14 protein-coding genes and 1 tRNA gene are annotated in these 12493 nt (G+C 45.9%); 13 read left to right on the plus strand and 2 right to left on the minus strand.

Going from position 1 to position 12493, the window contains the following annotated elements; translation table 11 throughout:
• Positions 1 to 40: 40 nt before the first annotated feature.
• Entirely contained in the window at positions 41 to 802 is a 762-nt protein-coding gene (locus DYP60_RS04820) for an HAD family hydrolase (RefSeq protein ID WP_117329755.1), read from the minus strand.
• A 49-nt stretch (positions 803 to 851) separates the two neighbouring features.
• Between DYP60_RS04820 and DYP60_RS04825 the strand changes: the two genes are divergently transcribed.
• From DYP60_RS04825 to udk, 11 genes are all read left to right on the plus strand, one after another.
• Positions 852 to 1589 (plus strand): uracil-DNA glycosylase family protein, encoded by a 738-nt coding sequence (locus DYP60_RS04825; RefSeq protein WP_165849500.1) that lies wholly within the window; start codon positions 852 to 854, stop codon positions 1587 to 1589.
• Positions 1590 to 1730: 141 nt separating this feature from the next.
• Positions 1731 to 2612 (plus strand): 4-(cytidine 5'-diphospho)-2-C-methyl-D-erythritol kinase, encoded by an 882-nt coding sequence (ispE, locus tag DYP60_RS04830; RefSeq protein ID WP_117329757.1) that lies wholly within the window; start codon positions 1731 to 1733, stop codon positions 2610 to 2612.
• A 29-nt stretch (positions 2613 to 2641) separates the two neighbouring features.
• The gene (gene spoVG / locus DYP60_RS04835; protein WP_117329758.1) at positions 2642 to 2935 is read left to right on the plus strand and encodes a septation regulator SpoVG; all 294 of its coding nucleotides are present in this window, start codon (positions 2642 to 2644) and stop codon (positions 2933 to 2935) included.
• Positions 2936 to 2984: 49 nt separating this feature from the next.
• Positions 2985 to 3056 (plus strand) — tRNA-Gln (locus DYP60_RS04840).
• A gap of 172 nt (positions 3057 to 3228) precedes the next feature.
• Entirely contained in the window at positions 3229 to 3846 is a 618-nt protein-coding gene (locus tag DYP60_RS04845; RefSeq protein ID WP_117329759.1) for a 50S ribosomal protein L25, read from the plus strand.
• Between the two features lie 8 nt (positions 3847 to 3854).
• Complete coding sequence (pth, locus tag DYP60_RS04850; RefSeq protein WP_117329760.1) at positions 3855 to 4406, plus strand: aminoacyl-tRNA hydrolase; 552 nt, start codon at positions 3855 to 3857, stop codon at positions 4404 to 4406.
• On the plus strand, positions 4378 to 5796 hold the full coding sequence (gene tilS / locus DYP60_RS04855; protein ID WP_117329761.1) for a tRNA lysidine(34) synthetase TilS: 1419 nt from the start codon (positions 4378 to 4380) through the stop codon (positions 5794 to 5796). The genes pth and tilS overlap by 29 nt, the downstream gene beginning before the upstream one ends.
• A 2-nt stretch (positions 5797 to 5798) precedes the next feature.
• Entirely contained in the window at positions 5799 to 7781 is a 1983-nt protein-coding gene (ftsH, locus tag DYP60_RS04860) for an ATP-dependent zinc metalloprotease FtsH (protein WP_240622823.1), read from the plus strand.
• An 8-nt stretch (positions 7782 to 7789) separates the two neighbouring features.
• Positions 7790 to 9607 (plus strand): translation elongation factor 4, encoded by a 1818-nt coding sequence (gene lepA, locus DYP60_RS04865; RefSeq protein ID WP_117329762.1) that lies wholly within the window; start codon positions 7790 to 7792, stop codon positions 9605 to 9607.
• A gap of 84 nt (positions 9608 to 9691) precedes the next feature.
• On the plus strand, positions 9692 to 10726 hold the full coding sequence (locus DYP60_RS04870) for an aldose epimerase family protein (protein ID WP_117329763.1): 1035 nt from the start codon (positions 9692 to 9694) through the stop codon (positions 10724 to 10726).
• Between the two features lie 130 nt (positions 10727 to 10856).
• Positions 10857 to 11468, plus strand: a complete 612-nt coding sequence (gene udk / locus DYP60_RS04875; protein WP_117329764.1) for a uridine kinase — start codon at positions 10857 to 10859, stop codon at positions 11466 to 11468.
• Here the strand turns inward: udk and yidD are convergent, their stop codons facing one another.
• A complete protein-coding gene (gene yidD / locus DYP60_RS04880; RefSeq protein WP_117329765.1) occupies positions 11469 to 11756 on the minus strand; it encodes a membrane protein insertion efficiency factor YidD in 288 nt (95 codons plus the stop codon).
• Positions 11757 to 11886: 130 nt separating this feature from the next.
• Here yidD and DYP60_RS04885 point away from each other — a divergent pair, with 130 nt between their 5' ends.
• Complete coding sequence (locus DYP60_RS04885; protein ID WP_117329766.1) at positions 11887 to 12057, plus strand: hypothetical protein; 171 nt, start codon at positions 11887 to 11889, stop codon at positions 12055 to 12057.
• Between the two features lie 189 nt (positions 12058 to 12246).
• Positions 12247 to 12493 (plus strand): hypothetical protein (locus tag DYP60_RS04890; RefSeq protein ID WP_117329767.1); only part of this gene is annotated, 247 nt, incomplete at its 3' end.

Genomic DNA, 12493 nt, shown 5'->3' on the forward strand with positions numbered 1-12493 from the left:
TTCTTTCAATGAAAATGATTGGACACTTAGTTAAAACGTACTATTTGGCTGGAAACAGTCGTGTATCAGTATGAAGGGAAGAAATATCCTCGTAGACAACATCACTTAACCGTTCTAGCCTTCTTCTGTCATTGCTTCCGCTTAGAAGAGCAACCCGGTATCCTGCATGAGCTCGCTTTGCAAACAGCATGTCGGTGAATGTGTCACCTACCATTGCTACCTGAGAGGGTTCAATCCCAGTCTGTTTGCAAAATGCATCGAATGCTTCACTATGGGGTTTCCTGCGGTAGTTGCTGTCACGGCTTGCTATGAAATCCACCATTTTTTCCAAGCCCATCAAGGAGAGAAACAGATTGGTTGAAGAAGCATTGTCACTGGTGATGACTCCAATGTGATACCCTTCCTCTTTCAGTCTTTTGAACAAGCTTTGCTGTATAGAGAAGTCCATCTGCTTGAGCTTTTCGTTGAGCAAGACTTCACTATGTTTTATACTTCTCTGATAGCCTTTGAATGCTTGGATTGGATTGACACGGTAACGAATGCAATAGAGTAGGAATCTTCTGAAAATTTGGGCCCTACGATGGGTAAACATCAAACCCCTTGGAATGCACTGACCGTCTTCATCTATGCCCATCAGGCTAAGCATTGCCTGACTCGCGCTCTGTTTGTGCTGTTTTCGCATGGAATTGAAGGTCAGTTCAATACCTTCTTTAAGGATAGTCTCCCAGACCTGAGCATAGTCAAACAACGTCCCATCCTTGTCAAAAATGATTCCCTTGAGTTTCTCAACCTTTTGTGCCATGTTGTGGTATCATACGGTACAAACCGAATTTAATGCTAGGGGTACAGTGGTGCAGAATTGCTCACAAGAGATCGTACAACGTACAGAGCTGTTTGCTTGGCAGGTGGAGCAACTGCGATTCAGTGGAGATTTTTACATCTATAATCCATTACAATATGCTTGGAACATGCATGAAGCATACATAAGGAAGTATCTTGCTCATCCAGTGAATACACTGATGCTCGGGATGAATCCAGGGCCTTTCGGCATGGCCCAGAACGGCATCCCCTTTGGTGAAGTGGGTGCCGTGAGGGAGTTCCTCAAGCTTGACGAACCTATCAAAAAACCCGCTATCGAACATCCATCACGTCCAGTGCTTGGGCTATCTGTACAGCGAAGTGAGGTCAGTGGTAAGCGACTCTGGGCACTGATGGCAGAACATTACGAGAATGCCGATGCGTTTTCACAGGAGATTGCCATTACCAATTATTGCCCATTGGCATTTATGGAACAAACCAAACACGCAAAGAATATTACTCCGGACAAGCTCCCCAAAGGTGAGCGGATGGCATTGGAAGCCATCTGTGACCGCTACCTTCTTGACCTGATTCTGTTGCTGAAGCCAACCTATTTAATCGGGGTAGGTACGTATGCACTAAAGAAGTTGCAACAGGTGGTTTCCGGCGATGATAGATACATACTCGGCTCCATCATTCACCCCAGTCCTGCCAATCCTCAAGCCAATCGGAACTGGCAAGAAAAAACCCAGCAGCAACTTGTTGCGTTGGGTGTCTGGGAAAATGCATAAGCTTGTATTCTAGATTTGTTTTCTATCTTTGATGAATATATCACTTTTAGAATTGTATTTCTTGAAAAAAATGGCTTATAGCTTACAAGTATGAAAAAATCTTACTAGACAATCAACTTTGGCTTTGGTACTCTGTAGAACATGGATACCATACTTGCGCGTCCTGCTTATGCCAAGGTAAATCTGCATCTGGCCGTCGGTCAACCGTTTCCTGATGGGTATCATCCCATCCGCTCACTTTTTGCCTTGGTGGATCTCTTCGATGATATTGCCATAACGGTAACAGGGAGTCGTAGGTTCAAGGTAGAAGTAACTGGATTGGAAGCGTTTCAGCTCAATGGAGAGGATACCTTAACCAAGGCTGCCCGACTCTGGTGTGAACGGGCACATGTACCGTTATCCTTGCATATAGATTGCAAGAAACGAATTCCTGCCCAGGCTGGTTTAGGAGGTGGTTCCAGCGATGCTGCTACAGTGCTCCACCTTTTGCAGGAATATGCTTCAGATGATGCGCTTGATGAAAATAACTTGGCAGATATTGCTCTGCAGGTTGGCAGTGATGTGCCTTTTTTTCTCTCCTCGCATTGCTGCGCGATTGTTACGGGAAGAGGTGAAGGTATTACCCCCGTCGAGACAAGAAATCTTGCGGTGTGTTTGGTGATGCCGATTTCATTTGCTACCTCTACGTCATCTGCTTATTTCAGGCTTGATGAGATTCGTGGCGGTGATTTTGTTACAATGGGACCAACAGGTGATGAGATTGCAGAAGTTTTCAAGAAATCACCTGCAGTATGGAATAGTTTGTTGTATAATGATTTTCAGCAAGGTGTGGAGCATCAAGCATTCTATAGCCAACTTGAACAACTACGCAGCGCTTGCAATGGGTATAGTGGGCTTACAGGTAGTGGCGCTTGTTGGTTTTTCGTCAGCGATGACCAGAGGCAAGTACAAATTGTTTTTGATGAGGTTGTTTCGCGGTTTGGGACTGAAGTGATGAGTTGGAAAACCGGTTTAGTATTATAGAATAAGATACTGTTTGTTTGGAGGTTCTTGTGGACATTTCAGAGGTTCGAGTACGAAAAGTCAGTCAAGCAGGCAAATTGAAGGCTTATGTGACCGTAACGTTTGACAATCAATTTGTGGTACACAATATCAAGATTATCGAGGGCAGGGAAGGTGACTTCATTGCTATGCCGAGTAGACAGTTGGCCAATGGTGAATTCAAGGATGTAGCCCACCCCATCAGTAGTGACTTCAGAGATCATCTCCAGCAAGTGGTGATGGATGCTTATGACTCAGAAGAAGCACAAGAAGCCCCACAGGCAGCGGAAAAAAAGGAATTATAACAATCCGCTGGACAAACTTGGGAATATGGTATACTGTCATTTCCGTTGTTGGGAAGTCGCCAAGCGGTTAAGGCTCTGGTTTTTGGTGCCGGCATCGGGGGTTCGAATCCCTCCTTCCCAGTAGTGAGCAGTCCTGTCGTTAGGGCTGCTCGTTTTTTCGTGGTATGGAGTACTTGTGTTGGTGTGCCAAAACATTCTATACTCCCACCCTAGTGGTATTCTAAATATCCGAATGTTATGGTAATTGGGCATCGCATAAAGAAGATGCACCAATGAGAGTACAAGGAGTATGTATGTCTGACATCAATAGAAGCTTAAAAGCTAAACCAAGAACCGAGGATTTCGGTAGTGCCGGTGCACGTCGCCTGCTTAGAAGTGGCCAGATTCCTGCCGTTATCTATGGAAAGAAGGATCCAGTACACATCGCTCTTGATGCCCAGGAATTTACTAACAAGATGCGTCACTTTTCAGAGAGTGCGCTGTTGAAGATTGCTGTAGGAAGAAAACACTATGAGGTCTTGTTGAAGGACTACCAGGAAGACTTGATGCGTGGAATGATCAAGCATGTTGATTTCTATGAGGTTACTCATGGACATACCCTGCGTGCTTTGGTATCTATCGTTCTCAAGGGAAGCCCCATCGGGACTCGTGAAGGTGGTATCCTTGACCAGGTTCTTCATGAAATTGAAATTGAATGTCTTCCTAAGGACCTCCCCGAAGCAATCGAAGCTGATGTGAGCCACTTGGAGATCAACCAGGCATTGCACTTGAGAGATGTGAAATTCCCTGAAACCATCAAAGTTCTTGAGGACCTGTCCAAGACCGTTGCTTCCGTCAAGGGTGTGAAGGCCGAAGTTGTGGAATCTACTGAGGAAGAGGCAGAGGAAGCAGCTGTTTCTGAGGAAGAGTAGGGGAAACAATGCAGTTGATTCTTGGGCTGGGTAATCCTGGTGCCAAGTATGCAAACACCCGCCACAATGTCGGATTCGATGCAGTGGAAGCTTGTGCAGCGTTTTTTCAGGCTCGCCTGAGAAAGCGCTGTTTTCGTCTTTACCGACAGGCTAAGGTGGGGAGTTTTGTATCCTTGGTAGAGCCACTAACCTATATGAACAATAGTGGAGAAGTCATGCGGTACTTTCCAGATGTGAAAGCAGAAGATATCGTGGTAGTCTGTGACCAGATGGACTTGCCTCCTGGATTGATCAGAATCCGTAGAGGAGGAAGCAGTGCCGGCCATAATGGGCTTAAAAGTCTTATCAGTGCTCTGGATAGTAGTGAATTTACTCGTGTCTATATTGGTATAGGCAGACCTGCTAAAGGGGTGTCGGTAGTGGATCATGTACTTTCTCATGATCCTTCCCCTGCATTGCAGGATGGAATCATGCTTGCTTCTTCTGCACTACAGGATCTTATTCAGGGAAAGTCCCTGGAGGAGGTAATGCTTGCCTACAACAGACGCAATCGTTCCTAAGACAATCCATGAATTTCTGGTTGCTCACCACATAGACAACGATGCACAGATTGCTGTAGCTTTTTCAGGTGGAAGTGACTCCCTAGCGCTCCTGTTGGGTCTCTCCTGCTTGTTGGAGAGTGCGCAAGTCTCCGTCTTTTATGTCAATCATCATCTACGTCCAGAGCCGGAGTTGTCCCTTGAATTACAGCTTTGTCATTCGAATTGCCAAAGATTGGGATTTTCTCTCGAGGTTCTTGATTTGGGGAAAGGAAGCGTTGAGGCACAAGCGAAAAAGTGTGGGGAAGGTGTGGAAGCTGCCGCAAGAACACTTCGTTATGAAGCCCTGTTTGCTGCATGCCGTAATCATGGCTGCACTTACCTTGCCACTGCCCATAATGCGGATGACCAGATGGAAACCCTGCTGATGCGTCTGTTTCAGGCTGCCTCGGTTTCTTCTCTTAAAGGGATTGCTGCATGGAGTGAATCAGCGGGTAATCCCGTACTGATCAGGCCATTGCTGACGATTCCTCATAGAACACTGCGGGAGTATGTAGAGGCTGAAGGATTCCTGTGGGCTGAGGATTCCTCCAATGCACAAGATACGTACTTACGAAACCAGTTACGCCATAAGGTCAAACCCCAGATTCTTGCTCTTTTCCCAAAGGCTTACCATGCAGTTTCCATTATGTCCCAACGGTTTTCCGAAATTGCTAGTATGTTGCAGGCTTGGGAAGATGATGCCCTCTCTCACGTAGAGGTGGGCAAAGGAGAGGTGCGATTTTCTCTTGCATGGTACCAGGGTACGATGGAAGAAATGCGTGAGCGATTATTGTTTCGCTTGTACGCGGAAGTATGCGCTTGTGAAACACAACGCCTCCGTCAGGTAATGGTTGCAGGGTTACGAGCGCACCTTGATGGTAGTACCTCTGCTACCCGGTTGCATATTGAGACAGGAGGCTGCAGTGTATTGATCTCTGATGGACAGGTAATCTGGAGCCAAGTCACGCAATACCCTCATTTTCTTTTTCCTTTGGATAATCCTGGCAAGGTACAGGAAATTTCCTTTCCCGGTGGAATCTTGTTTCGTATCGATGAAATGCAAGAGGAAATGGATTCCCAATTGCTTATGATTGATGCAGATTCCTTGAAGAATGCGGTTATCCGATCTGCAGAAGTAGGAGATTGCATTGAGCTGGAGGCAGGAAGTGTTTCAGTGTCAAAACTGCTCTCTTCCTACCATATTCCCAAGAGCAAACACCCTGCGGTTCCTCTTTTGTGTGACCGCAGTGGTGTTGTGGCGGTTTTTGCACGTATGTATGGGGGAAAGGATAGGTTGGCTCGTCGTTTCAAGGCTCCCCTTGCCCGAAGATTGACAAATATATATAGTAGTAGAATAAAGGAACAATGACAGTGAAATTGAGAAAAGATAGCCAAGAGAACGGACCGGACAAACATTCGGAAAACCAGGATCCAAACCAGTACTGGCAGGGTCCTCCCAAGAATGACAAAAAGCCTCCTTTCATGCCTCCGAATAATCCAAAGAATCGGTTTGCCTTGATTGTATTTGCAACCTTGGCAATTCTATTTGCGTATATGTTTTTTAGTAGTGCCGCAGGTGTTGAGCAGTCGGTACCTTACACCACATTCATCTCCTATGTTGAGTCTGGTCAGGTAACGCAAGTAGAGATCAAGGAACAATCTTTGATTCGATTTTCTTTGAAAAATGGGCTCACAGCGCAGACCAGAATACCATACTTTGATGATATGTTGCTCAAAACATTGAAGCAACAGGGTGTCTCTGTCACTGGTTCTGTACAGGAAATTTCATTCCTGCAAGTGCTGTTGCAGTTGCTTCCCTGGATAATTTTTATTGGTTTTACCATTATGCTGTACCGGCAGTCCAGTGGATTGAATGGGAAGATGATGTCAACGTTGGGGAAGAGTAAAGCAAAAGAGTATATGGAGACTGATACGAAGACTACCTTCAAGGATGTTGCTGGTCAGGTTGAGGCGAAGTATGAATTGGAGGAGGTAGTCTCCTTCCTCAAGAATCCTGATCACTTTACCAAGGTTGGGGCAAAAATCCCCCGTGGCGTTTTATTGGTAGGTCCTCCAGGAACCGGCAAGACACTGCTTGCAAAAGCGGTTGCTGGGGAGAGTGGTGTCTCTTTCTTTCATACCAGTGGCTCCGACTTTGTAGAGATGTTTGTAGGAATGGGTGCTGCCCGTGTACGTGACTTGTTTGAACAAGCCCGTAAACACTCTCCCTGTATTCTGTTTATTGATGAGCTTGATGCTGTAGGACGTACCCGTGGAGGTGGCCTTGGTGGAGGAAATGATGAACGGGAACAGACCTTGAACCAAATCCTTGTGGAAATGGATGGTTTTGGTACCACAACAGGCGTTATTGTTATGGCAGCTACCAACCGCCCTGATGTTCTAGACCCTGCTTTGCTCCGTCCTGGACGTTTCGACCGGCAGGTCGTTGTTGATCTTCCGGATATCAAGGAGCGCGAGGAGATTCTCAGGATTCACTGCAGAAAGATCAAGTTGGAAAAGGATGTAGACCTCAAGCGTCTTGCCCGAGGGTCAGCTGGCACCAGCGGAGCAGATCTAGCAAATCTGGTCAATGAGGCTGCCTTGTTTGCTGCTCGGAAAAACAAGAGCACTGTTGGGATGGAGGAGATGGAAGATGCACGGGATAAGATTCTTCTCGGAGTTGCGCGAAAGAGTCGTGCAATGACTGATGAAGAAAAACGTGCTACTGCGTATCATGAAGCAGGGCATGCCTTGCTGCATTACTACCTCAAGCATCTTGACCCATTGCACAAGGTGACCATCATTCCGCACGGACGTGCACTTGGCCTTACGGTCAGTCTTCCAGAGCGTGATCCCTACACCAAGACCCATTCCATGCTAGATGACTGGATCAAGGTTTGCATGGGTGGATATGTTGCAGAGGAATTGGTCTATGGGGAAACCACGACCGGTACCAGCAACGATATCAAGCAAGCAACCGACCTAGCACATAGGATGGTTACTGAGTGGGGAATGAGTGGATTGGGCTTTGTAAATTTTGCAGATGAGGCAGAGCCGCTGTTCCTGGGTAGGGAGATTACTCAGCACAAGGACTACAGCGAAGAGACAGCAAAACGGATTGATGCGGAAATCCATAAGATTCTTGACAAGGCAATGGAAGAGACTCGTCAGCTTCTTTCAACGCACCGTGACAAATTGGATGCCCTTACCACTGAGCTGATCGAGAAGGAGACCCTGGACGATGCACAGATCAGGATTCTCCTGGGCTTCGAAGCCATCGATGATTTCCAGGGAGAACCCTCAACGAATGAGGAGGCTTCTCCTGGCACGCAGGAAGAACCTATACATGAATAAGGAACAGTATGCCAGCTGATTCAACACTGACACGTAATTTTTGCATCATTGCGCACATTGACCACGGCAAGTCGACGCTTGCCGACCGCTTCATTGAGAAAGCAAAACTGTATGTGTCTCGTGGTCCTGCGCAGGATCAAATTCTCGATACTATGGATATTGAGAGAGAGAGGGGAATTACCATAAAGAGCCAAGCGGTAACCATTCCCTACACGGCCAAGGATGGCAAGACCTATGAGCTGAACCTCGTTGATACCCCGGGACATGTTGACTTCTCGTATGAGGTGAGTCGTGCAATCAGCTCATGTGAAGGAGCCCTGCTCGTTATAGATGCCTCACAGGGTGTTGAAGCCCAGACTTTGGCTAACTTGTACATGGCAATGGAACACAACCTCACTATCATTCCTGTCATCAACAAGATTGATCTGCCTTCAGCAGATATTGATGCATGTTTGCACCAGATTGACCATGATTTGGGCCTGGAGCCTGAAGAAACAGTTTTGGTGAGTGCAAAAACGGGAGCAGGAGTAGATGAACTTTTTGAGGCAATCGTCAAACAGATTAATCCCCCTGAAGGGAAGGACTCCTTGCCTCTTCAGGCCTTAATCTTTGACTCTCACTATGATGCATATCGAGGAGTCATTGTCCATTGTCGTGTTTTCAATGGAATCTTGGAGGTTGGATCTGAAGTTCGCTTCATGCATACTGATACCCCCTACAAGGTTGAGGAGGTCGGTTTCTTCCAGCTTGGTTTGGTGAAAACAGATGCACTGCACGCAGGAGATGTTGGGTATGTCATCACGGGCGTAAAGACAATCAGCGACGTAAGAGTCGGCGATACCATTACCACTGTAAAGAATGCAGCAAAAAACCCTCTTCCGGGATTCAAAGATGTGAAACCGGTCGTGTTCAGTTCTATTTATCCGGTAGATACCAATGATTATGAAGAACTGGTTAGTGCAATTGAGCGACTTAAGCTCAACGATGCTTCCTTAATCTATGAGAAGGATAGTTCAGCTGCTTTGGGATTTGGATTCCGATGTGGATTCTTGGGAATGTTGCATCTTGAGGTGGTCCAGGAACGTATTGAACGAGAATTCGGACTGTCTATCGTCTTTACCAGCCCTTCGGTCAAATACATCGTACATATGAAGAATGGTGATGTTATCAATATTGACAATCCACTTGAGTATCCTGATCCAATGCGGGTTGAATATGCAGAGGAGCCTTTCATCCAGGCAAATATCATAACTCCCTCTCAGTTCGTTGGCTCCCTGATTACGCTCTGCATGGAAAAACGTGGAGTTCAGGTTGGGATGAATTATCTTGATGAGAAGCGTGTGGAGTTACTGTATGAGATGCCTTTGAGTGAGGTGCTCTTTGAGTTTTATGACCGTATGAAGTCGGTTAGCCGGGGGTATGCTTCATTCGACTACCAATTGATTGGTTACAAACGTACCGATCTGGTGAGGATGGATATCCTCGTGAATGGGGAGCCGGTTGATGCTTTGAGCCAACTCGTCTTTAGGGGAAGCAGTCAATTGCGTGGGAAACAGGTTTGTGAACGGTTGAAGGGGGAAATTCCCCGTCAGCAGTACAAGATAGCAATCCAAGCAGCTATTGGAGGTACCATTGTCAGCAGGGAGACCATCAACGCCTTCCGCAAGGATGTGACAGCCAAATGTTATGGTGGTGATATCAGCAGAAAACGCAAATTGCTTGAGAAACAGAAAGAGGGAAAGAAGCGCATGAAAATGGTAGGGAATGTGGAGATTCCTCAGAGTGCATTCCTCGCTGTTTTGAAGAGTGATGACAGTTCTAAATAACGTATTTGCCTAATTCATTGTTGTTCTCGATTGTGGCTGGGTGTATACTCGTTGCAAGAAAGTATAGCTTCACAGGAGTGTAATATGTTGACCAAACAAGTTGTCGCCCAAACCAATGATGGGGAACCCATTTATGTGATAACACTTTCCATTGGTGATTATTCCGCTGAGATTTTGAGTCTAGGGGCTAATCTTAAGACACTAAAGACTCCGGACCGGAACAAGAAGGTAGTAGATATAGTACTTGGTTTTGACAACCCTTTGGATAACTTGAGATCCACAACCTACTTCGGGCAAATTGTGGGTCGATTCGCGAATCGTATAGCAAAAGGTACGTTCTCTCTGGGAGGAAAACAGTATACCCTTGAAACAAATGAAGGGGGGAACTCCCTTCATAGTGGAAAGAGTAATTGGGGATGGCGGAACTGGCACGTAGAGCCCTTCGAATTGCATGGCAATCCTGGAGTGGTGTTGAGTCTCTTCAGTCCTGATGGTGATGGTGGCTTTCCCGGCAATGTGAATTGTACGGTCTCCTATGTGCTTACCAAAAACGGGGAACTACATATTGAGTATGAAGCGACTGCCTCTGCTCCTACACCGATCAACTTGACCAATCATAGCTATTTCAATTTACGAGGCGCTGGCAGTGGTGAAATTACTGCACATGAGGTGAAACTTGCTTGTGACCGATATCTGAAGGTTGATGAGCAACTGATTCCCACTGGAAAAGTGGTGCCAGTTCAAGGTACTGCCTTTGACTTTACCAAGGGAAAAGCATTGGGAAGGGATATGCAAGAAGCAGGGGGGTATGACCACTGTTTTATTCTTGAACAGACACCCGTGGCAAAACCTGTAGAATTCGCGTGGATTTATGAGCCGGTCTCCGGTCGAACCATGAAAATCAAGACAACCATGCCAGCTGTGCAGCTGTACAGTGGGAATTTTCTTGAAGGTAAAGAGATTGGGAAGGGTGGAGTAGCCTACCCCAAGCATGGTGGAGTCTGTTTTGAGACTCAATACTATCCAGATGCACCGAATCATGAAGCGTTTCCTTCCTGTATTTTTAGTAAGGAGCGACCTTATAAGCATACAACGGTGTTCTCCTTTGGCGTAAAGTGACAACTCTCCCGCCCAAAGTCGGGAGTCTTCTCGTGCTCTTTCTTATAAGGACGATAGTAACGGTACCTACTTGTAATAAATGGTATCGCTGTAGTAGAAAGAGTAAAAATCTGCTGAAGGGAGCATTAGTATGAAAGAGGTGAAAATTATAGGGATTACCGGGGGATCTGGTTCCGGGAAATCCACAATTGTGAAGAAAATCAGTGAGGTCTGCACGGATTTTGTATTCATTCCACAGGACAACTATTATCGCTCAGCTACTTTTATAAGCAATGCAAATATCACTGCTTTTAATTTTGATCATCCTGATGCATTTGATATGGAACTACTTCATGAACATCTGAAGACACTCAAGGAGGGTAAACCTATTGAAATGCCTCAGTATGATTTCGTACATCATCGTAGAAAAGAAGAAACAGTGTCGGTAGCAGCAAAAAGCCTGGTGATTATTGAAGGGTTGATGATTTTATATGATAGCAATATTCGAGATTTGTTGGATTTGAAGCTATATGTTGATACCCCTGATGATATACGCTTCATTAGACGGTTGAAGCGTGATATTGCAGAGCGTGGGAGAACCGTTGAAAGTGTGTGCACACAGTATCTAGAGGTCGTGAGGCCTGGACATTTCAATTTTATTGAGCCTACCAAGGCGTTTGCTGATTTAATCATCCCTGAAGGTGGGTATAATGAGAATGCACTTTCGGTGCTTATACCCTTTGTGAAGGAGCTTGCCGGGTGATCAACGCTTGCGAAAGATGATAAAACCCTCTTTGATTGATTTCCAAGACCACGATTCTGGGACTGGATCGTCCCCTCCATAAAACCATCGGCTGCAACGGATAACTCGGGCAAATCCCATGATAAAACCTTTCACAATTCCATGCTTTGTCACGGCATCTACCATATATGAGGAACAGGTAGGATGGTATAGGCAGCTCCCCCCACCAAAAAAAGGTGACAGGATCCCTTTGTATAGGTACACTGGAATGAGAAATATCTGCCTTAACAGCCAAAGTATTTTTTTCATGAGAACATTTTATTGAGCGATTGTCAAAGTTGCAACAAGTAGCTACACTGATTAGGTAGACATTTGACTTGTAACGTGATAATCGTTATGATAATAAAAAATTGAGCAATAAGTATGGAGGAATAGGTATATGGCAGGTAATGTATCCAAAAACGCACGCCGTGAAGGTGCAAAGGCAATGACCAGCCGTTGGGGTGGCGCTATCAAGATGAAAGCAGTTTTCGAGAATGGAAAACTTCGGCATGTGGCATATTGCGAGAAATCAGGTAATACTGCTCGCAAGCCCAAAGATTTGATGTAAGGAATTAGCATCAAGAAAAATAACCATTAGCCTGTGATTAATACTATCGCAGGCTGCTTTTTTTTCTAATTCTTCCGGAAAATCAACGTTTTTCAAGCATTTTTAATGTATCCGTTTCAAGTAGTGTGTGTTATAGTGTTGATGAGTACGTATACAACGACACATGAGAACGTCATGAGGAGGAAACACGTGAAACGTCTTTCAAGAACAATTATGACAGCAATGCTGGTAGCTTTGTTGGCTTTTTCCCTTGTTGGCTGTAAGAGCACTGCAAAGGTAGAACCAATTCCCCCAGCTCCTGTTGAACCCGCTCCTGAGCCGGTACCCCCAGTAGAACCAGCTCCAGAGCTCGTAGCGGTACCAGCCCCGGCACCAGCCCCGGCACCGGTAGTAGAGGAGCCCAAGGAACTGGTCTACCCCTATGGTGTGCAGGAGA

Origin of the sequence: Sphaerochaeta halotolerans (assembly GCF_003429665.1) — a bacterium.
Taxonomy (GTDB): Bacteria; Spirochaetota; Spirochaetia; order Sphaerochaetales; family Sphaerochaetaceae; genus Sphaerochaeta; species Sphaerochaeta halotolerans.